The 20,623-nt window shown below is 61.8% G+C and carries 16 protein-coding genes; 7 read left to right on the forward strand and 9 right to left on the reverse strand.

Translation table 11 applies throughout. The features are described from left to right. Positions 1-142: 142 nt before the first annotated feature. The 3 genes from AC3WR3_RS03270 to AC3WR3_RS03280 form a co-directional block, all read right to left on the reverse strand. The gene (locus tag AC3WR3_RS03270; protein WP_492291165.1) at positions 143-796 is read right to left on the reverse strand and encodes a DUF2913 family protein; all 654 of its coding nucleotides are present in this window, start codon (positions 794-796) and stop codon (positions 143-145) included. Positions 797-887: 91 nt separating this feature from the next. Beyond that, entirely contained in the window at positions 888-2,183 is a 1,296-nt protein-coding gene (locus tag AC3WR3_RS03275; RefSeq protein ID WP_162519212.1) for a DEAD/DEAH box helicase, read from the reverse strand. A gap of 263 nt (positions 2,184-2,446) precedes the next feature. Further along, positions 2,447-3,097 carry a DedA family protein gene (locus AC3WR3_RS03280; protein ID WP_139436690.1) on the reverse strand — a complete coding sequence of 217 codons (651 nt, stop codon included), beginning with the start codon at positions 3,095-3,097 and terminating at the stop codon, positions 2,447-2,449. Positions 3,098-3,448: 351 nt separating this feature from the next. Between AC3WR3_RS03280 and AC3WR3_RS03285 the strand changes: the two genes are divergently transcribed. The 4 genes from AC3WR3_RS03285 (at position 3,449) to AC3WR3_RS03300 (ending at position 6,785) form a co-directional block, all read left to right on the forward strand. Further along, positions 3,449-4,414: a hypothetical protein gene (locus AC3WR3_RS03285; RefSeq protein WP_454009382.1), complete on the forward strand. Its 966-nt coding sequence runs from the start codon at positions 3,449-3,451 to the stop codon at positions 4,412-4,414. A gap of 216 nt (positions 4,415-4,630) precedes the next feature. Continuing rightward, positions 4,631-5,257: a topoisomerase DNA-binding C4 zinc finger domain-containing protein gene (locus tag AC3WR3_RS03290; RefSeq protein WP_492291166.1), complete on the forward strand. Its 627-nt coding sequence runs from the start codon at positions 4,631-4,633 to the stop codon at positions 5,255-5,257. Between the two features lie 21 nt (positions 5,258-5,278). Continuing rightward, positions 5,279-6,148 carry a nuclease-related domain-containing protein gene (locus AC3WR3_RS03295; RefSeq protein WP_492291167.1) on the forward strand — a complete coding sequence of 290 codons (870 nt, stop codon included), beginning with the start codon at positions 5,279-5,281 and terminating at the stop codon, positions 6,146-6,148. Positions 6,149-6,221: 73 nt separating this feature from the next. Then, complete coding sequence (locus tag AC3WR3_RS03300) at positions 6,222-6,785, forward strand: hypothetical protein (protein ID WP_492291168.1); 564 nt, start codon at positions 6,222-6,224, stop codon at positions 6,783-6,785. 51 nt (positions 6,786-6,836) lie between these two features. Here the strand turns inward: AC3WR3_RS03300 and AC3WR3_RS03305 are convergent, their stop codons facing one another. From AC3WR3_RS03305 to dapB, 6 genes are all read right to left on the reverse strand, one after another. Then, on the reverse strand, positions 6,837-8,000 hold the full coding sequence (locus AC3WR3_RS03305; protein WP_492291169.1) for a DUF1615 domain-containing protein: 1,164 nt from the start codon (positions 7,998-8,000) through the stop codon (positions 6,837-6,839). A gap of 148 nt (positions 8,001-8,148) precedes the next feature. Beyond that, positions 8,149-9,054 carry a GGDEF domain-containing protein gene (locus tag AC3WR3_RS03310; protein WP_492291170.1) on the reverse strand — a complete coding sequence of 302 codons (906 nt, stop codon included), beginning with the start codon at positions 9,052-9,054 and terminating at the stop codon, positions 8,149-8,151. A 259-nt stretch (positions 9,055-9,313) separates the two neighbouring features. Beyond that, positions 9,314-10,972 (reverse strand): 2-isopropylmalate synthase, encoded by a 1,659-nt coding sequence (gene leuA / locus AC3WR3_RS03315; protein WP_492291171.1) that lies wholly within the window; start codon positions 10,970-10,972, stop codon positions 9,314-9,316. A 524-nt stretch (positions 10,973-11,496) separates the two neighbouring features. After that, a complete protein-coding gene (carB, locus tag AC3WR3_RS03320; RefSeq protein ID WP_427257934.1) occupies positions 11,497-14,721 on the reverse strand; it encodes a carbamoyl-phosphate synthase large subunit in 3,225 nt (1,074 codons plus the stop codon). A 16-nt stretch (positions 14,722-14,737) separates the two neighbouring features. Continuing rightward, positions 14,738-15,874 (reverse strand): glutamine-hydrolyzing carbamoyl-phosphate synthase small subunit, encoded by a 1,137-nt coding sequence (gene carA, locus AC3WR3_RS03325; protein WP_492291172.1) that lies wholly within the window; start codon positions 15,872-15,874, stop codon positions 14,738-14,740. 668 nt (positions 15,875-16,542) lie between these two features. Then, on the reverse strand, positions 16,543-17,355 hold the full coding sequence (gene dapB / locus AC3WR3_RS03330) for a 4-hydroxy-tetrahydrodipicolinate reductase (protein WP_429109615.1): 813 nt from the start codon (positions 17,353-17,355) through the stop codon (positions 16,543-16,545). Between the two features lie 321 nt (positions 17,356-17,676). Between dapB and AC3WR3_RS03335 the strand changes: the two genes are divergently transcribed. The 3 genes from AC3WR3_RS03335 to rpiA all read left to right on the forward strand — a co-directional run bounded on the left by AC3WR3_RS03335 (position 17,677) and on the right by rpiA (position 20,526). After that, entirely contained in the window at positions 17,677-19,023 is a 1,347-nt protein-coding gene (locus AC3WR3_RS03335) for a Na+/H+ antiporter NhaC family protein (RefSeq protein ID WP_139436671.1), read from the forward strand. 104 nt (positions 19,024-19,127) lie between these two features. Beyond that, a complete protein-coding gene (locus AC3WR3_RS03340; protein ID WP_139436669.1) occupies positions 19,128-19,724 on the forward strand; it encodes a 5-formyltetrahydrofolate cyclo-ligase in 597 nt (198 codons plus the stop codon). A gap of 148 nt (positions 19,725-19,872) precedes the next feature. Then, a complete protein-coding gene (rpiA, locus tag AC3WR3_RS03345; protein WP_492291173.1) occupies positions 19,873-20,526 on the forward strand; it encodes a ribose-5-phosphate isomerase RpiA in 654 nt (217 codons plus the stop codon). Positions 20,527-20,623 lie beyond the last annotated feature (97 nt).

Here is a 20,623-nt window from a genome sequence, read left to right on the forward strand (position 1 = left end):
GGGTATCCATGATGGAGGCCCTCAAGGTGATGGCTTGCTTCAAGGTTAGCCTTTCAACACATAACTGGGACAGCGCCATAAAAAACCCCGGCACTGGGCCGGGGTAATGAGAGAGGCATGAACGTCAGGGCTCAGATCAGGCTCAGCCTTCGGCCAGAAGCGCCAGGGCGGGCTGGGCATTGCCCAGCACCAGCCGGTAGGCCTTGTGGTGCTTGACCAGGGTGCTCTTCTTGTCACCCTGGCTCAGCAGCAGCCCCAGCTTGAAGGCCGCCTCGGCCAGCTGTTTTTCATCCCCGCGCACATAGAGGGTAAGAGGCTTCACCAGCTCTCCCCCCTCGATATGGCCCTGATACTCGCTGGCGGAGATGACCAGGCTGGACTGGCCCTGGCTCAGCAGCCGCTGCCTGGCGCTCAGTTCACTGTCGGTAAACACCAGCCAACCCGCGCTCTCCAGCTCGGCGACCAGGGTGGCGAGCCTGGCGCCCAACTGCCCGGGCTCGGCCATGGCCCGGCCATACTGGCAGACGATGCGCGACAGCAGTCCCTTGAGATCGGCCCCGGCCCCCAGGGTACGACCCAGCTGCACCCAGGCTTTCAAGTCCTCCATCACCAGGCGGGAGAAGCGTTTCTCCTTGAGGGAGTCCGCCATCCAGGTGCAGAGGAAGTGGCTCTCTTGCGCCGGGGTGCGCTTGCCCGCCTTCTGCTCTGCGGTGCGGGCCAGCTCGGCCAGGCTCTGGGTGGCCATGTCGAGCAGGGCCTCATTGTAATCTTGCGGGTTCTTGACTGGCGGGGTCATCGCACGTCCTCTGGGTGATCGGTAAACAGCATCAAGGCGCCAACGGCGCCTTGAGTCGGGAGCCAAGGCTCCCCTGCATCATCTTGTCCGCTTACTTCGACTGGCGAGGCTTCTTGGCGGCCGCCAGACGCTTGAGACGCTGGCCCTGCAGCTTGGCCTCGGCCATCACCTGGGCGGCGGCGTTGTCTTCCCGCTGCGGGCGCTTGCCGAAACGGCGGCGCTCCTGCAACTGCTTGATCAGCTCGTCACGGCTGCTCACCTCGTAGCCCGGCACCATGATGCGGCGGATCTTCTGGCCGATCAGCGCCTCGATCTCCAGCAGGGTGCGCTCCTCCTCGCGGCTGACGAAGGAGACGGCCATGCCGCTCTTGCCGGCGCGGCCGGTGCGGCCGATGCGGTGGACGTAGTCTTCCGCCAGGAAGGGCAGATCGTAGTTGACCACGTACTGCAGATCCGGGATGTCCAGACCACGGGCGGCCACTTCGGTGGCCACCAGCACCCGCACCTTGCCTTCCATAAACTCGCGCAGGGCGCGGCGACGGCTGCCCTGGGCCTTCTCGCCATGGACCACGGCGGACTTGATGCCGTCGAGGTTCAGCTCTTCCACCAGCACGTCACAGCTCTCGCGGGTACTGGCGAACACCAGCACCTGTTGCCAGTTCTGCTTGCCGATGAGCTCGGAGAGCAGCTCGCGCTTGCGCTTCTGCTCCACCGGATAGACGGTGTGGCTGACGGTGTCGGCGGTGGAGTTCTGCTTGTTGACGCTGATGATTTGCGGCCTGTCCAGCATCAGGTTGGCCAGCTTCTTCACGGCGTCGGAGAAGGTGGCGGAGAACAGCAGGTTCTGACGGGTCTTGCTCACAGCCTGCAGGATCTGCTGCACATCGGCGCTGAAGCCCATGTCGAGGATGCGATCCGCTTCGTCCAGCACCAGGGTCTCGACACCGGAGAGGCTGAGGTTGCAGGCGGTCAGGTGCTCGAGCAGGCGGCCCGGGGTCGCCACTATGATGTGCGCACCGGCCTTGAGTTTGCGGGCCTGCACATCCTGCTTGCCACCGCCGACCAGGGTCAGCACGCTGATGTCCAGATACTTGGCGAAGTCGTTGATGTTGCTCGCCACCTGGGCGGCCAGCTCGCGGGTCGGGGTCAGGATCAGCACCCGGGCGTTGGAAGGCTGGGCCGGGGCCGGGTTATCCACCAGACGTTGCAGTATGGGCAGCGCAAAGGCCGCCGTCTTGCCGGTCCCGGTCTGGGCGCTGGCCAGCACGTCGCTGCCACGGCGAATGGTCGGGATCGCCTGCTGCTGCACAGGGGTCATCTCCTGATAACCGCACTCTGAGACGGCACGCAAAATCTCGGGGGCAAAATCGAACGATTCAAATCTCATAATGGGTTCCTGTGTTCCAGCTGAGCTGTAGTTGGCTTAAGTGGCCTGGGCCGGCGTGTGGCACGGCCTCGGCGAGGCTTGGGGCCAAGGACGGCTGGGTCTGACATGACGTCAGAAGATGAGCCGGAAAATGGCGGGCGCGAAGTGTAACAGATAGGCATCAGGATTTCCGCCTCAAATGGCCTGTATTTTTACGCCACCGGGGCGAGCCGCCTGACGGCTCGGGGAGAAGGGACGGGCGGCAGGCCCGTCCCCCTCTCAACTCAGCGCGCTCTCTTGGCCGAGCGCCTGAACAGCCGCATGCCGATGGCGGCCACGGCGATGACGAAGAGGGCGAAGGAGGTCACCAGCAGGCACTTCGTCAACAGTTCATGGTGGTCAGCCAGCAGCGGCGTCGCCATCATGAACTTGCCGACCATGCTGAGGGCCAGGGCCCAGAGGAAGGCGCTGGCAAAGCTGCTCATGGCCACCCGCAGCAGGTTCAGGCGGGAGATCCCCATCAGCATGGGCGTCAGCACCCTGACGAAGGGGATGAAACGGGAGACGAACATGGCCCAGAAGCCATAGCGATCGAGCAGCCGGGAGGCCCGGGGCAGGCTGCCTTCCGGGATCACCCGCTCCACCTGTCCCATGAAGCGGGTGCCGTGGAGCGCATGGCCCTGCCAATACGCCATCACGCTGCCGATGCCGGCGGCCAGGGGCAGATAGAGGAACACCACTTCGGGCCCGAGCACTCCCATGCCCACCAGACCGCCGGCCAGCAGCACCAGGCTGTCCCCCGGCAGCGGCAAAAAGACGAAGCTCGATTCCAGAAAGAGGATCACCACCAGACAGGTGACGAGCAGACCGACCGCCTGCAGTTGTATTAATTGCTCAAAGTCCTGATGCCATATGGCAAGCAGCATGTCCTGCATCTGGTATGACTCCCATCATCGTAATGCGCATCCGTCATGACGGCCCAAAGGCCCGGTCTGGCCACCCCTCCCTGGTACCACCCCCATAAGTTCCTGCGGGAGGCCCGTTATACACCCGGGGAACTGAACAATAAATTAATGTCTGCCATTTATGTGGATACGCCGTCATCCGGCACCGGCAACCCGGTGCGCTGGCGGCAAGGTTGTCTCGCCACCAGATCCCCCTCGGGTCTGCGCCGTAAAATGGCAAAGAATATAGTCAGTTGGCACCAAGGCGGGCTGCCATGACGGTAGAAAAACCGTTACAGTGTAAGGACTCCTCAGTGGACGAGGAGGTCCATGGAGCTAGGTATGGCGCATCTCCCCTCTTCTCATCTTCATGCAGGCATGCTTCTGCTGAGCGGGCTCGGACTCTTCAGCCAGACCGCCCAGGCCAATGACGGGGCCCTCGTCCAGCAGCGGGCCAATGCGGTCGTCTCCCTGATGAGCTTCACTGTGGTGCCGGACATCACCGCCAGCAACCTGGACATAGGGGGCGGCACCAACGAAAGCTCGGCCCTGACCATCACCCAGCTCGGCGGCGGCGCCACCATGAGCGAGGGCTTCCCCATCTATCTGGAGGGCACCCTGGGCTACAGCCGCTACGATCCCCAGTTCGTGTTTACCGACGGTAACGAGAGCCGCACCATCCCCACCAAATGGAACAGCCTGAGCGCCACCGGCGGCATCGGCTGGGACTTCAGCCTGCACCGCGACCGCTTTGGCGGCAACCTGGTGCTGCGCCCCATCGCCAACTTCACCCTGGGCACGGTGGCGAGCGATCTGCGCATCGGTGCCGCCTTGCTCCAGTACAGGACGGGCAGGAACCTCGACTTCCTCGACGGCGGCCGGCTCAATGTGTATGGCCTGGGGGGATCCCTGATGCTCGACTACGAGCTCTTCTCCAAGCCACAGGACATCGATGTCGAGCTGCGCTACTCCTATCAGCATCTGCAGAGCTTCACCGGCACCGCCGACAGCATCACGGGGCAGGCCGAGGCGGAGAACCTCGGGCTCTACCTGCGGCGCCGGGCTCCACTCTTCACCTGGACCCTTCTGGATCGCCCGCTGCGCTATGTGCTGGAGGGCGCCAGAACCGAGTACCTGGGAGAGCAGCGCGGCCTGCTCGGCTTCAACAGCCTCAACTCCCTGGGCCTTGGCCTCGAGCTCGACAGCAGCAAGTACGACATCTTTATCACCCGCACCCGGCTGGTGGCCCGCTATATGTTCAGCCACAACACCAGCGGCTACTCCATCGGGCTGGCGATGAGTTTCTAGCGCGGTACGCCGACATGACCCGTCCCCATCACCAAATCTCTGACTGAACGCACATTTGGCTCAATTGCCGCTATCAGGCCCCACCTGTATCTCCTAGCATGGGGATACGGGACGCCGATGAAGTCGTGAAGCAGAACCACGCAGAGGATTGCGGTCAGGCTGACTGCCTACTGTGACCAGAGAACACATGACATTTCCAAGGATAGGGAGCTTGTTATGGCCAAATTTCTGAATACCAGCGCAACTAACTATTTCCTCGAAGAGCTGATAAAGGATGCCAAGGAGCGGTTAATTCTGATCAGCCCCTTTCTCAAGCTCAATGACAGGATCAAGGAGCTGCTGACCGACAAGAACCGGCTCAAGATCGATGTCCGTATCGTCTATGGCAAGAGTGAACTCCAGCCGGAAGAGATCAGCTGGCTCAAGGAGCTCACCTATATCCGCACCAGTTTTTGCAAGAACCTCCATGCCAAGTGCTACCTGAATGAAGAGATGTGCATCATTGCCAGTCTGAATCTCTACGAGTTCAGTCAGGTGAACAACAACGAGATGGGAGTCCTGATCCGGCGCTCGGACGACGGAGAGCTCTACCGCGATGCCTATGATGAAGCCCAGCGGATCATCCGGATCAGTGAAGAGGTTCGCATATCGCTGGAAAGAATCGCCAACAACAGTGACGAAAGCGAAGCCGAGGTGGTCAATGCTGGGCCAGCACCAGCCTGCCCCAAATGCGGTACCACAATGGTATTGCGAACCAGCAAGCGGGGAGATACCAAAGGCAACTCATTTTGGGGTTGTCCGGGATACCCCAAGTGCCGCAGCCTGATTTCTATCGAGGGTTAACCCTCATGAAGGAAGAGTGAAATGGACGTCACTGCCGTTGTTTACCCCTTGCTCGGCCAGCTCTGGTATCTGCTGCCACTGCTGTTGCTGGCGACGCTGGTCAAAAGCCCCTGGTTCAAGGGCATGATCGGGGAGTGGTTTATCAACGTCAGCATCCGGCTCTTTCTCGACCAGCGGGACTATCACCTGCTCAAGGACGTGACCCTGCCCATCCCCCAGGGCAGCACCCAGATCGACCATGTGATCGTCTCCCGCTTCGGGATATTCGTGATTGAGACCAAGAACATGAAAGGCTGGATATTCGGCAACCCGGCCCATAAAAGCTGGACCCAGCAGATCTATCGCCGCAAGCACAGCTTCCAGAATCCCCTGCACCAGAACCATCTGCACATGATCACCCTCAAATCCCTGCTGGGGGTGGCGGATCATCAGCTCCACTCCGTCATCTACTTCATTGGCGACTGCACCTTCAAGACCCCCATGCCGGACAACGTGATGAACCGCGGGCTGATCCGCCATATCAAAGGAAAAACCACCCAGGTATTGACCCCTGCCGAGGTCACGCAAGTGGTCGAGACCATCCAGCAAGGGCGGCTGGCGGCCAACTGGCAGACCCACAGGCAGCATGTGGCCCAGCTGAAGGCGCGTCACGACGAATCGCCCCGCAAGCCGTTATCCGCCCCGACAGTGTCTGCCGAAAAGAGGGCGGCGCCCTCCCCTGTCACCACCCAACCGCTCGGTGACCCGAGTCCGACTTGCCCCAGATGTGGCAATGCCATGGTCTTGCGTACCGCCAAACGGGGGGATAACAAAGGCAATCAGTTTTGGGGATGCAGTAGATACCCAAAGTGCAGGGAAATTAAGACCTTATTGAACACAGTCTCTCAATAGAATTTTGATGTTCACAATAATCAGGCTCATTAAAAGCACTGATAGCATTAACCAATCTCAACGGAGCAGTGATATGCAAGCATTCCTAGACCTACTAATCGAACATATACATGAACGATATGCACACATATTCACCAACTATTACCCAGCTCACGGATCTACTGGTTTCACAGAACGAAACCTCACCAATAACTTTGTATCCGCAATGGAGCGCGTCTACCCCGGCACCAGTTTCTCTTGGTTTGAAGCTCCAATCTGTACAACAGACAATAAACATCTAGATGCTGTAGTTTTTACTGAAACAGATGTGTTTTTTATTGAGGCAAAGCGATTTACCGCCCCGCAGTCAAAAACTCATAGTGTCAGAAATGATCTTGAACGTATGCAATCTGCTGAGTCCCAAAAATTAATTGAACAGGGACTGTTGAAGCCAATCAAACGTCAACGCTATGCCGTGGTGTTGGCTGATGTCTGGACAGAAACAAAAGGTAAACGGGAGATATTTGAAACTTGGCCTGCTTGTCTGGGGAACGAGTCGTTTTTTTATGCCAAAACGATTGAGTTTTCTGAGTTACCCATTGAGGGGGAATGGAAGAATAATTACAAAATCTTAGTCGCCATCAAAGCATTACCTTAAATAATTACTCATCAGCATCAAGGGCGGCCAATTGGCCGCCCTTGATGCTTTTTAGCGAATAGTCGCCATCTGCCGCACACAACGTTGCTCCCTGCCATCCACCCGCTTGGCGAACCAGGCGGTGGTGAGGTTACGGGTGATCTTGGGGCTTTTCAGCTGGATGCCGGGCAGCACGGCGCGGGGTTGGCGCTTGCCCGCCTGCTTGTCGGCCAGGGTGAAGACCCTGTGATAGAGGTCGGTCTGGGCAAAGTCGGCACTGTCCCCCTTGAGCAGGCTCTGGTGGATGGCCTGCTTGCTCATGTTGACGCGGCTGGCGATGCTGTGCACCGCAAGCTCGGTCTTGCCGGGCAGGTCGGAGTCGTAGCGGACCAGATCCCCGTCCAGGGCCAGGGGCTTGCCGCTGACCCGGCTCACCGCGGCCTGGAAGGCGGCGTTGCGGCTCGCATACCAACCCGCATTGAAGTCGGCAAAACGGTAGAGGGTGTCCGGGTAGTCGGCGGGATAACCGAAGATGTGTTTGGTGCCAAACCAGATGCCGCCGCGACGGGTGAACACCTCGTGTCGGATGGACTCCTTGACCGGATAGGGGTAGCTGCGGGCATTGGCCTCGGCGAAGGCGATGCTCACCTGCATGGGGCCGCCGGTGCGCACCGGATTGAGGTTGCCAAAGAGCTGCCTGCCCATGGGCACGGCCCCTATCATGTCCTCGAAGATCTCGCTCATCTCCCGCTCGGTGCGAAGGGCATCGATGCGCGCGGCGTAGGATTTGCCTGTAGGGGACTTGATGGAGAGGGCGGTGCGTACCACGAACTCGGGGATCAGCAGCTTGGCCGCCCGGGCATTGATCTCCTTCCAGGCTATCTTGCCAAGGCCGGGCACCACGGGATCCGCCTGATAGGTGGCCTCCTGCTCCGCCACCGCCAGCACCGAGCAGACATTGTGATCGCTCACCGTCAGACCCTGGATGCTGAGCGCCGTCACCACGTCGTTGGCCCAGCCCGGCTTATCTTGTACCTGGCGCGGCAGGAAGCGCACTATGCGGCTCTTCATGTCCGCAGGCTTGCGCGGCTGCATAGCCTTGGGTTGCTTGGCGATGACGGCGGCCTCCTCGGCTGTAGGAGCGGTCGGTTCACTGGCACAGCCCGCCAGCACGGCGGCAGCCAGCAGTGCACAGAGGCGCCAGGGGGCGAAGGATAAGGGGTGAGAGGGGATCATGAGGGCTTCCGATAAAGTGCGGGGGCGGGCCCCTCATCCCGGATGAGGGGCCCCGAATGCAAACAGGTGGTCATTGTAGTGGATGGCGCGGGCAATCTGAAGGCAGCAGGACGGCCGGGGCCCAGCGCTGCGGCACCCCCTGGCGTCATCACGCCAGCTCGACCCGGTTGCGCCCCAGGTGCTTGGCCCGGTAGAGCGCGAGATCGGTGCGCTTGACCAGTGTCTCGACCGTCTCCCCCGCCTGACCGATACCGACGGCGATGCTCACGGTGAACCTCACCTCCTCGCAGGCGATCAGGGCCTCGGTGGCGGCTCTTATCTGCTCCGCCAGCGCCCGGGCCTTGTCGCTCAGCATGCCGGGCAGCCAGATGGCGAACTCCTCGCCTCCCAGGCGCGCCACCACCCCATCGGGCGGGCAGTGCTGACACAGCAAGGCGCTGAACTCCTGCAGCACATTGTCACCTATGCCGTGACCGTAGCGATCGTTGATCTGCTTGAAGTGATCGAGATCCAGCAGCAGCAGCGGCGTCCCCTGACCCAGATGGGCCTCCAGCACGGCGCGAAACGCGCGGCGATTGGAGAGACCCGTCAGTTCGTCGGACATGGCGAGCGAGGCCAGCCGGGTCTGGACGCCATACATCTGTTGCACCATCAGCAGCACGCCCCAGGCCGTGGCCAGCATGCCGAGGGTGCGCAGGCTGTCCTCGACCGTGGAGAGCCACCAGGTCTGGAAGTAGGCCTCGTCCACCAGATCTATGGTCCCCGACACCAGCCAGCCCCCCAGACCGGCGCAGAGAAACAGGTAGGTGCGGTTCGAGATCTGGGCACACTGCACCACCCAGAACATGAACAGCAGGGTCAGTACGTTGATGGCCTCGGCCAGGGCGCCGATGGTGTAGAGGTTATGCTCGGGCAGGCGCGCGAAGCTCGCGGCATCCAGGCCCCCCGTCAGCAGCAGCAGGCAGGGCAGGATCAGCAGGGCGAGGCGGCGGCCAGGGGAGAGCGAGAAGAACCGGGCGGGGTGTACGGATAACCTGAGGGGAGTCTTCATCATTGTTATGGCTCCAAACCTGCACTTCCTCTGTCCCAGACGGCTGCACCCAGCCGCCAGCTCCCGATGAACCGCAAGGCCAATCCTGGTTGCGCGGCGCTCGTATTGTGAACCGACTTTTCCATAAAAAACAATCCCCTCACCACATTGGTGAAGGGATCAAGATATCAATTTGCGCTGTGCGCCGCTGGCTAACTCCCGGCACAGGCTGCGTGGAGGGCGTCCTTCACGGGGCAGACCTCATCCTAGTCCCGCCCGCCCCTCAGGCACTCTGGCGCAGGGCGCGGATCTGGGCTGCGCCATTGATCACCGCCTGCAAGGAGGCGTTGACCACGTCACGGCCTATGGCCACCCCGCACATCCGGGTACCGTCGACGCTCAGCAGCACATAGGCGGCGGCGCGGGATTCGGTGCCGGCGCTTAAGGCATGTTCGGAGTAGTCCAGCACGTCTATGTGCATGCCGGTCTGGCGCTCCCAGCCGTTGACCAGGGCCGTGATGGCCCCCTCCCCCTCACCGCAGAGCTGCAAGCTGCCGTCCGGGGTCTGCAGCTCGAGGCGCAGGGTCTCCTGGCTGTCGTGGCCGAGCTGGAAGCGGCCGATGCGATAACCGTGCAGCGGCTCGAGGTAGTGCTGCTCGAACAGGGCGCGGATCTGCTCCGGGCTGATTTCGCTGCTGCTCGCCTCTGCCTGGGCCTGAACCCGGCGGCTGAAGTCAATCTGCAACCAGCGCGGCAGTTGCAGGCCGAGGTCGCGCTCCAGCAGATAGGTGACCCCTCCCTTGCCGGACTGGCTGTTGATGCGGATCACCGCCTCGTAGCTGCGGCCAAGATCGGCAGGATCGATCGGCAGATAGGCCACATCCCAGTAGGCATCGGGCTTCTCGGCCGCCAGGGACTTGCGGATGGCGTCCTGGTGGCTGCCGGAGAACGCCGTGTAGACCAGCTCGCCGGCATAGGGGTGGCGCGGGTGCAGGGCAATCTGGGTGCAGGCCCCCACGGTCGCGACGATGGCGTCCATGTCAGAGAGATCCAGCTCGGGATCGATGCCCTGGCTGTAGAGGTTCATGGCCATGGTGACTATGTCCATGTTGCCGGTGCGCTCGCCGTTGCCAAGCAGGGTGCCCTCGATGCGATCGGCCCCCGCCAGCACCGCCAGCTCGGCGGCGGCCACCCCGCAGCCCCGATCGTTGTGGGTGTGGATGGAGATGCTCACCTCGGGGCGCGCCTTGAGGTGGCGGCAGAACCACTCCACCTGATCCGCAAACACGTTGGGGGTGCTCACCTCCACGGTGGCGGGGAGGTTCAGGATCATGGGGCGGCAGGCCGATCGCCACTCGTCGATGACGGCGTCGCACACCTCCACCGCAAACTCCACCTCTGTGCTGCTGAAGCTCTCGGGGGAGTACTGGAAGCTCCACTCGGTGCCGGGGTTGCGGGCCGCATACTCCCGCACCCAGCGAGCCCCCTGCACGGCGATCGCCTTGACCCCTTCCCTTCCTGAGTTGAACACATAGTTGCGCTGGGTCGGGTTGACCGAGTTGTAGACGTGGACGATGGCCCGTTTCGCCCCCTTAAGGGATTCGAAGGTGCGGGCGATGAGATCTTCCCGGGCCTGCACCAGCACCTGGATGGTGACGTCGTCGGGAATGAGATTGCGCTCGATGAGTTCGCGCACGAAGTCGAAGTCCGGCTGGGAGGCGGCGGGGAAGCCCACCTCGATGTGCTTGAAGCCGATGTGCACCATCAGCGCCCACATCTGCAGCTTCTGGGCCACCGTCATGGGCTCGACCAGCGCCTGGTTGCCGTCCCGCAGATCCACGGCGCACCAGAGCGGCGCACGCTCAAGCACCCGGTTGGGCCATTGACGGTCCGTCAACGCGATGATGGGGGCCGGGCGGTATTTGCGATGATCGAAGCTCATATTCAGATTCCCTTGGCAGATATGCTGAGGCGCCAGGCGACCGGGCAGGTAACAGAGGGGGCAAGGAGGGGGGAGCGGGCTGGCGCGATAACGCTGACCCTGACTGGCGGTGCGGCGGTTACCCCACAGCCGGTTTCCATTGATCCCTATCGGTGGAAGGGGCCTGCCAGGCTGGCGCGATAACGCCGGCCCTGATCCTCTCGCAACCCTCTGACACTGAATGCTTGCCGGTGCGGACGACCTTGTTTGCTCACGCATGTGATGAGAAATCAGTATAGGGAGGCGCTCAGGGTGAGTGATTGCGAAGATTGTTGCCAATGGCACAAAATAGGCAATTTATGATTTCATTCAGCCGATTTAAGGGGGTTAATCACCCTTCCTTCTCGCTGTTTACGCCACCCCGTGCATGAGGTGGTGATGCGCCGGGGATCCGCCGCCCCCGCCAAAAGAAACACCCCGCCATCGCTGGCGGGGTGTTGTCAGGCTTGCATCCAGGGCTGGAAGCCGCCCTGGCCGCGCGCACCTTAGCGGTGCTTGACCCTGTGGTGCAGCTCCTGCACCGAGTTCACGTTGGCGGTGGCATCGACGCTGATGGCCATGCAGGTGGCGAAGGCCGCGTGCAGCGTGGTGGTGTAGGCCACCTTGTGCTGCAGGGCGCCGCGGCGCAGCTGCTTGGAGTCCTGAATCGCCTGACGGCCCTCGGCGGTGTTGACGATGTAGGTGTACTCGCCATTCTTGATGCGATCCAGAATGTGCGGACGGCCTTCATGCACCTTGTTCACCAGACGCGGGTTGATGCTCGCTTCACCTAAGGTCACGGCGGTGCCGTGGGTGGCGTCGAGGTCATAACCCAGCTCCAGCAGCTTGGCGGCCAGGTTGACCACCCGCTCCTTGTCGCCGTGGCGCACGGAGAGCAGGGCGCGGCCTTCGCTCGGCACCTGGTGGCCGGCACCCAGCTGCGCCTTGGCATAGGCCTCGGCGAAGCTGCTGCCCACCCCCATCACCTCGCCGGTGGAGCGCATTTCCGGCCCCAGCAGCGGGTCGACACCCGGGAACTTGGCAAAGGGCAGCACCACCTCTTTGACCGAGTAGTAGGGCGGGATGATCTCGGTGGTGAAACCTTGATCCTGCAGGCTCTGACCGGCCATGACCCGGGCGGCGATCTTCGCCAGCGGCGCGCCGGTGGCCTTGGAGACGAAGGGCACGGTCCGGGCGGCACGGGGGTTCACCTCGATGAGGTAGATCTCGTTGTCCTTGACCGCGAACTGCACGTTCATCAGGCCGACCACGCCGAGCTCCAGGGCCAGCTTGCGCACCTGCTCGCGCATCTCGTCCTGGATGGCCTTGGACAGGGTGTAGGGCGGCAGGGAGCAGGCGGAGTCACCGGAGTGGATACCGGCCTGCTCGATGTGCTCCATGATGCCGCCGATGACCACGTCCACGCCGTCACAGATGGCGTCCACGTCCACCTCGGTGGCGTCGTCCAGGAAGCGGTCCAGCAGCACCGGCGACTCGTTGGAGACGCTCACGGCTTCCGCGAAGTAGCGGCGCAGATCCTGCTCGTCATAGACGATTTCCATGGCGCGGCCACCCAGCACGTAGGAGGGGCGAACCACCAGCGGGTAGGTGATGCGGGCGGCGACCTGCACCGCCTGCTCCAGGGCAGTGACGGTGCCATTTTCCGGCTGCTTGAGGCCGAGGCGCTCGACGGCGGACTGGAAGCGCTCGCGGTCTTCGGCACGGTCGATGGCGTCCGGGCTGGTGCCGATGACAGGCACGCCGTTCGCTTCCAGGGCACGGGCAAGCTTGAGCGGGGTCTGGCCGCCGTACTGGACGATGACGCCCTTGGGCTGCTCGACCCGTACGATTTCCAGCACGTCTTCCAGGGTCACCGGCTCGAAGTAGAGACGGTCGGAGGTGTCGTAGTCGGTGGAGACGGTCTCCGGGTTGCAGTTGACCATGATGGTCTCGTAACCGTCTTCGCGCAGGGCCAGGGCCGCGTGCACGCAGCAGTAGTCGAACTCGATGCCCTGACCGATGCGGTTCGGGCCGCCGCCGATGATCATGATCTTGTCGCGATTGGTCGGCGCCGCTTCGCACTCCTCGTCATAGCTGGAGTACATGTAGGCGGTGTTGGTGGCGAACTCGGCGGCGCAGGTATCGACCCGCTTGTAGACCGGGAAGATGTTGTGGCGGGCACGGGCCTTGCGCACCTCGCCCTCGGCCACGCCGAGGATCTTGGCCAGACGGGCGTCGGCGAACCCCTTGCGCTTCAGGGTGCGCAGGAAGTCGGCGTCCAGGCCAGCCATGCCGCGCTCTTTCACCTGCTCTTCCAGCTTCACCAGCTCTTCAATCTGCACCAGGAACCAGGGGTCAATCTTGGTCAGCTTGAAGATGCCGTCCATGGAGAGACCGGCGCGGAACGCATCGGCGATGTACCAGATCCGGTCACAACCGGCATCCTGCAGCTCGTGGCGGATGCGGGTCAGGGAGTCGGGGGTATTGAGATCCACCATGGGGTCGAAGCCGGTCTTGCCGGTCTCGAGGCTGCGCAGCGCCTTGTGCAGGGACTCCTGGAAGTTGCGGCCAATGGCCATCACTTCACCCACGGACTTCATCTGGGTGGTGAGACGGTCGTTTGCACCGGCAAACTTCTCGAAGTTGAAGCGCGGGATCTTGGTAACCACGTAGTCGATGGCCGGCTCGAAGGAGGCCGGGGTACGACCGCCGGTGATGTCGTTCATCAGCTCGTCCAGGGTGTAACCGATGGCGAGCTTGGCGGCGATCTTGGCGATGGGGAAACCGGTCGCCTTGGAGGCCAGCGCGGAGGAGCGGGACACCCGCGGGTTCATCTCGATGATGACCATGCGGCCATCTTTGGGATTGATGCCGAACTGGACGTTGGAGCCGCCGGTCTCGACGCCGATTTCGCGCAGCACCGCCATGGAGGCGTTACGCATCAGCTGGTACTCCTTGTCGGTCAGCGTCTGGGCTGGCGCGACCGTGATGGAGTCACCGGTGTGGATGCCCATGGGGTCGAAGTTTTCGATGGCGCAGACGATGATGCAGTTGTCGTTGCGATCCCGCACCACTTCCATCTCGTACTCTTTCCAGCCGATCAGGGACTCGTCGATGAGCAGCTCCTTGGTCGGGGAGAGATCCAGGCCGCGCTCGCAGATCTCGACGAACTCTTCGGTGTTGTAGGCGATGCCGCCACCTGAGCCACCCATGGTGAAGGAGGGACGGATGATGCAGGGGAAGCCGACCATCTGCTGCACCTTCCACGCCTCTTCCATGTTGTGGGCGATGCCGGCGCGCGGGCACTCCAGGCCGATGCTCTTCATGGCGATGTCGAAGCGACGACGATCTTCCGCCTTGTCGATGGCATCGGCGGTGGCACCTATCATCTCCACACCGAACTCGGCCAGCACGCCGTGCTTCTCCAGATCCAGCGCGCAGTTGAGCGCGGTCTGGCCACCCATGGTGGGCAGCACGGCATCCGGACGCTCTTTCTTGATGATCTCGCGCACCACTTCCCAGGTGATGGGCTCGATGTAGGTGGCGTCCGCCATCTCGGGGTCGGTCATGATGGTGGCCGGGTTGGAGTTCACCAGGATGACGCGGTATCCCTCCTCGCGCAGAGCCTTGCAGGCCTGGGCGCCGGAGTAGTCGAATTCGCAGGCCTGACCGATGACGATGGGGCCGGCGCCGAGGATCAGGATGCTCTGTAGGTCGTTACGTTTTGGCATGGCTCTCTTTATCCTCTTAGGCGCGATACTGCTTAATCAATTCAATAAAGTGGTCGAACAGACCGGCACAATCGTGGGGGCCCGGGCTCGCTTCGGGGTGACCCTGGAAGCTGAAGGCCGGACGATCGGTGCGGTGGATGCCCTGGAGGGACCCGTCGAACAGGGAGACGTGAGTGGCACGCAGGCACTCCGGCAGGCTGTTCTCGTCCACCGCAAACCCGTGGTTCTGGGCGGTGATCATGACGGTGTTGTCGTCCAGGCTCTTAACCGGGTGGTTGGCACCGTGGTGACCGAACTTCATCTTGACCGTCTTGGCGCCGGAGGCCAGACCCAGCAGCTGGTGACCCAGGCAGATGCCGAACACCGGGGTATTGGTGCCGAGGAAGGTCTTGATGGCCTCGATGGCGTAGTCGCACGGCTCGGGGTCACCGGGGCCGTTGGAGAGGAAGATGCCATCCGGGTTCATCGCCAGCACCTCGGCGGCCGGGGTCTTGGCCGGCACCACGGTCAGGCGGCAGCCACGGTCCACCAGCATGCGCAGGATGTTGCGCTTGACGCCGAAGTCGTAGGCCACCACGTGGTACTTGAGCTCGTCGGCCGCCGGGGTGACGTGCCCCTTGCCGAGCTGCCAGCTCCCTTCGGTCCAGTTGTAAGACTCGGAAACGGTCACTTCCTTGGCCAGGTCCATCCCCTTCAGACCGGGGAAGGCGCGGGCCTGGCTCAGGGCATGGGCTTCATCGAGTTGCTTGCCGGCCAGGATGCAACCGGCCTGGGCACCCTTCTCCCGCAGGATGCGGGTCAGTTTGCGGGTGTCGATGTCGGCGATGCCAACGATGTTGTGGGACTTGAGGTAATCGGAGAGGGATTGCTGATTGCGGAAATTGGAGGCAAGTATCGGAAGGTCCCGGATGATCAATCCCTGCGCGTGGATTTGACTGGACTCTTCATCTTCGCTGTTGGTGCCGGTGTTGCCTATATGGGGGTAAGTGAGGGTGACTATCTGACGGGAATAAGAGGGATCGGTGAGGATTTCCTGATAGCCCGTCATCGACGTATTGAAAACCACTTCACCAACGGAACATCCCTCGGCGCCTATCGACACGCCTTTGAACACAGTTCCATCTTCCAGCACTAGCAATGCAGTGTGATTCAAGACAACCTCCAGTTATTTAGCTTTAAATTCAGCAATTTACCTGGGTGTTGCGGGTCCGGACGCTGTTTGAAACAGGGCTCAAACCCGGCAGATTTCTGGCAAATTGGGCGCATTCTACTTAAAAACGATCTCATTTCAACGTCTTTTCTCGTTTGAAATGCATCTAAATTCAATAAAAAAGCAACATTACCCATTATCTATGCACTAAGGCGCTTTGCAACCCCCTCCCCAAAAAGAAAAGCCAAAACCCGAAACAAAAGCACCCACCCATGCCACCTCACAGACAAAAATCGATATTTTATCTTTAATAAACAGACAAATATGAATTTAAAAAACAAACAACGAAAGCCAAAAAGTGCCATTTGGCGATAGAAAACTGACCCAGAAAAATAGAAAACGTTTTTCTTTGATTGCATTTTTAGTCTGTTTGACCTGGTATGAAAAAAGCGGGCTACAGGGAAGATTGAGACCCGTTCCCGTTACCCTCTGATGACATTTTTGTCGCAGGAGTGTGGCGAAGAAATGGGAAGGGGGCGATTTAGGCAGGTTCACCACAAAAGCGATGCTTAACGCTTGTTTTTACAAAAACCATAAACAAAACCCCGGCGAGCCGGGGTCTGACAACCAGATCGGGGAGAGGAGAGCCCTGGTCGGGCTCCCGCTGTGCCCTATTTGAGGTCGAGTACGTCCTGCATGTTGTAGAGACCCGCCCCCTGCTGGCCTAGCCACTTGCCCGCCCGCACGGCGCCATTGGCAAACGTCAGGCGGCTCGAGGCCTTGTGGCTTATCTCCACCCGCTCGCCGATGTCGGCAAACATGACGGTGTGCTCCCCCACCAGATCCCCGGCGCGGATGGTGGCAAAGCCGATGGTGTTGCGATCCCGCTCCCCGGTGATCCCCTCGCGGCCATAGACGGCGCACTCCTTGAGATCCCGGCCCAGGGTTTTCGCCACCACTTCCCCCATGGAGAGCGCGGTACCGGACGGCGCATCCACCTTGTGTCTATGGTGCCCCTCGATGATCTCGATGTCGGTGTACTCCCCCATCACCTTGGCGGCCTGCTCCAGCAGCTTGAACACCAGGTTGACGCCGACCGAGTAGTTGGACGCGAAGACGATGCCGATCTGCTTGCCCGCCTCGTGCAGCGCGGCCTTGCCTGCGTCATCAAAGCCGGTGGTGCCTATCACCATCTGCTTGCCATGGGCCAGGGCGAAGGCCAGGTTGGCCAGGGTCACCTCGGGGCGGGTAAAATCGATGATGAGATCAAACTCGTCCCGCACCTTGTCCAGGCTGTCGCTGATGCTGACCCCAAGCCGGCCCAGGCCATTGAGTTCACCCGCATCCAGGCCTATCACGGCAGAGCCGGGTCGCTCCAGCGCCGCACCGACCACCACGCCCTCGGCGTTGGTAATGGCCTCCAGCAGCACCTTGCCCATACGACCATTACAGCCCATCACGGCCACACGGATCGGATTGTCCATCTCCACCCTCTCATCTCTTTATTATGGAAGGAGACCGTTTTACCAGCCCGCGCCGGCTTTGAAAAGCCCTCCGTGGCCGTCGGCTCGGCGCCGCCATATCAACAACAAATTATGATTAATTCCGAATATTTGACGGATTTAATCAGTGCATCAGAATCACAAAAGAAAAAGGCCTATCCATCTGGACGTCTATCTTGACCAGATGCCCCCGACTCACTACTGTAAGCCCCCCATAGCGGCAGGATGCCTACCCTGTGTCCGAACATATCCGGGCCAACACAGGCTGCGACAGGAGGTCATTGTTCAAGTTTCGAGGAACACATGATCCAGACCCAACCCAGTGCCAGAGCCCTGCTGCCCCTTCTGGTCTTTCTTGCTCTCTTCATCGGTACCGGCACCTGGCTGACCCTGCAGGGGGTCGAGTTCGCCTTCTACCAGCTGCCCGCCCCCGTGGCCGCCCTGCCCGCCGTCATGCTGGCGCTGATGCTGGGCAAGGAGGGCTTCAACAAGAACCTTGAGACCTTCTTCAAGGGGGTGGGTGACAGCAACATCATGGCCATGTGCCTCATCTATCTGCTGGCGGGCGCCTTCGCCACCGTGGCCAAGGCCACCGGCGGGGTGGATGCCACCGTCGCCCTCGGCCTCTCCCTGATCCCGGGCTGGTTCCTGCTGCCGGGGCTGTTCCTCATCTCCGCCTTCATTGCCACCGCCATGGGCACCTCCATGGGCACCATAGGGGCAGTGGCCCCCGTGGCGCTGGGCGTCGCCCAGGCCACCGGCATCGATCCCGTGCTGATGGCGGGCACCATTCTCTCCGGCGCCATGTTCGGCGACAACCTCTCCATCATCTCGGACACCACCATAGCGGCGACCCGCAGCCAGGGCTGCGAGATGAAGGACAAGTTCCGCGAGAACGTCAAGATTGCCGCCCCCGCCGCCGTGCTGGTGATCCTGCTCTACCTGCTGCTGGGCTCCACCGGTGAGGCCCCCGCCGCCAACGCCAGCGCTGATCTGCTCAAGGTGATGCCCTACCTGCTGATCCTGGTGCTGGCACTCGGTGGCATGAACGTCTTCGTGGTGCTCGGTCTTGGCATCCTGGCCGCCGGTGGCGTTGGCATGATCGGAGGCTATCCCCTCGGCCAGTTCAGCAAGGACATCTACCAGGGCTTCACCAGCATGCAGGAGATCTTCCTGCTCTCCATGCTCATCGGCGGCCTCGGCGCCCTGATGGAGCGCCAGGGAGGCCTTGCCTGGATCAGCGCCCGCATCGCCGCCCTCATCGCCCGCTTCACCCGTGCCCACGACGGCGAGCAAAACGAGAAGGCGGCCGAGCTCGGCATCGCCGGCGTGGTGGGGCTGACCAACCTCTGCACCGCCAACAACACGGTCGCCATCATAGTGGCGAGCAAGGTGGCCAGGGATCTGGCGGATCATCACGGGGTCACCCCGCGCCGCGCCGCCTCCATGCTGGACATCTTCTCCTGCGTGGTGCAGGGCCTGATCCCCTGGGGCGCCCAGGCGCTGCTGCTGGGCTCCATCTTCGCCCTCTCGCCGCTGGCCGTGGTGAGCATGAGCTTCTACCCCATGGCGCTGGCCCTGGCCGCCATCGTGGCCGTCTTCCTCAAGCACCAGACGGGCGCTGTGGCCCCCGCCGCCCAGCGCGTCTGACATCTGACCTACGGGGCCGCCTCGCCGGCGGCCCTGCCATCGACTTTTCATCCCGTCAGCCCCTTGCTAAGGTAGCCCCAGCCCATCCTCGCCAAGGAGTCCCCATGCCGGATACCCAACCCGAACGCCAAAGCTTGCGCCAGCTCATACGCCAGCGCAGAAAGAGCCTGAGTCAGGCCGAGCAGCAGGCGGCGGCCCAGCAGCTGGTCCTTCGCTTCCAGCAGCATACCGAGATCCTGGCGGCCAGACGCATCGCCCTCTATCTGGCCAATGACGGCGAGCTCGATCCCCTGCCCGCCATTCACTGGCTCTGGAGCCAGCGCAAGGAGGTCTACCTGCCGGTGCTGCACCCCTTCACCCCGGGTCACCTGCTCTTCTTGCGCTACACCGCCACCAGCCCCATGACCCGCAACCGCTATGGCATCGCCGAGCCCGAACTCGATGTGCAGCAGGTGCTGCCCCACAGCATGCTGGATCTCATCTGCACCCCGCTGGTGGCCTTCGATGCCGAGGGCAACCGGCTCGGCATGGGGGGCGGCTATTACGATCGCACCCTGGCCTGCTGGCACGAACACGGGCTGGGCCCAAGGCCCCTGGGGCTCGCCCACGACTGCCAGCAGGTGGACGCCGTGCCCCAGGCGCAGTGGGACGTGCCGCTGCCCCAGATCATCACCCCCAGCCGCAGCTGGCACTTTGGATGACCCTGACGGGGAGCACAGCCCCCCTCGGTTCAATAAACAGGCAAACGATTTACATCTTGGGGCTTTTTGCCCCGGAACGTGACCGCCATGGTCGCTCTGGGCAGGATGCTTGGATATAATGCGCCCGCTTTTTCCATAAGGATCCATCATGACTCAAGATGAAATGAAGAAGGCGGCCGGTTGGGCTGCGCTCAAATACGTGGTACCCGGCACCATAGTCGGGGTGGGCACCGGCTCTACCGTCAATCACTTCATCGACGCACTGGCGACCATGAAGGACGAGATCAAGGGCGCAGTATCGAGCTCCATCGCCTCCACCGAGCGCCTCAAGGGGTTCGGCATCCCGGTGTTTGATCTCAACGACATCGATGCCCTCTCCGTCTACGTGGATGGCGCCGACGAGATCAACGAGACCCGTGACATGATCAAGGGGGGCGGCGCCGCCCTGACCCGCGAGAAGATAGTCGCGGCCGTGGCCGACCAGTTCATCTGCATCATCGACAACACCAAGACAGTCGAGGTGCTGGGCCAGTTCCCGCTGCCGGTGGAGGTGATCCCCATGGCCCGCGAATACGTGGCCCGCGAGATCAGGAAACTGGGTGGCAACCCGGTGTGGCGTGAGGGTGTGGTGACCGACAACGGCAACATCATTCTGGACGTCAAGGGCATGGCCATCACCGACGCCAAAGGGCTGGAAGTGCAGCTCAACGCCATCGTGGGCGTGGTCACCAACGGCCTGTTCGCCCATCGTGGCGCCGACGTGGTACTGATCGGTACTCCGGATGGGGTCGTCACCCAATAAGGCATCTGCCATGGTCGGCGTGGTATTGATTGGCACGCCAGAGGGCGTGGTCACGCAATAAGGCTGACAGCGGGAGGGCTCGCGGGGTCACCAGACC

It is taken from the genome of Aeromonas sp. EU05-FHT14A05 (genome assembly GCF_058791175.1).

Bases quoted from the DNA above. Each gene is read 5' to 3' on its own strand.
- carB (WP_427257934.1), bottom strand. From the start codon at position 14,721: ATGCCAAAACGTAACGACCTACAGAGCATCCTGATCCTCGGCGCCGGC.
- rpiA (WP_492291173.1), top strand. From the start codon at position 19,873: ATGACTCAAGATGAAATGAAGAAGGCGGCCGGTTGGGCTGCGCTCAAA.
- AC3WR3_RS03300 (WP_492291168.1), top strand. From the start codon at position 6,222: ATGCAAGCATTCCTAGACCTACTAATCGAACATATACATGAACGATAT.
- AC3WR3_RS03285 (WP_454009382.1), top strand. From the start codon at position 3,449: ATGGCGCATCTCCCCTCTTCTCATCTTCATGCAGGCATGCTTCTGCTG.
- AC3WR3_RS03305 (WP_492291169.1), bottom strand. From the start codon at position 8,000: ATGATCCCCTCTCACCCCTTATCCTTCGCCCCCTGGCGCCTCTGTGCA.
- AC3WR3_RS03335 (WP_139436671.1), top strand. From the start codon at position 17,677: ATGATCCAGACCCAACCCAGTGCCAGAGCCCTGCTGCCCCTTCTGGTC.
- AC3WR3_RS03290 (WP_492291166.1), top strand. From the start codon at position 4,631: ATGGCCAAATTTCTGAATACCAGCGCAACTAACTATTTCCTCGAAGAG.
- dapB (WP_429109615.1), bottom strand. From the start codon at position 17,355: ATGGACAATCCGATCCGTGTGGCCGTGATGGGCTGTAATGGTCGTATG.
- AC3WR3_RS03275 (WP_162519212.1), bottom strand. From the start codon at position 2,183: ATGAGATTTGAATCGTTCGATTTTGCCCCCGAGATTTTGCGTGCCGTC.
- AC3WR3_RS03270 (WP_492291165.1), bottom strand. From the start codon at position 796: ATGACCCCGCCAGTCAAGAACCCGCAAGATTACAATGAGGCCCTGCTC.
- AC3WR3_RS03295 (WP_492291167.1), top strand. From the start codon at position 5,279: ATGGACGTCACTGCCGTTGTTTACCCCTTGCTCGGCCAGCTCTGGTAT.
- AC3WR3_RS03280 (WP_139436690.1), bottom strand. From the start codon at position 3,097: ATGCAGGACATGCTGCTTGCCATATGGCATCAGGACTTTGAGCAATTA.
- AC3WR3_RS03340 (WP_139436669.1), top strand. From the start codon at position 19,128: ATGCCGGATACCCAACCCGAACGCCAAAGCTTGCGCCAGCTCATACGC.
- leuA (WP_492291171.1), bottom strand. From the start codon at position 10,972: ATGAGCTTCGATCATCGCAAATACCGCCCGGCCCCCATCATCGCGTTG.
- AC3WR3_RS03310 (WP_492291170.1), bottom strand. From the start codon at position 9,054: ATGATGAAGACTCCCCTCAGGTTATCCGTACACCCCGCCCGGTTCTTC.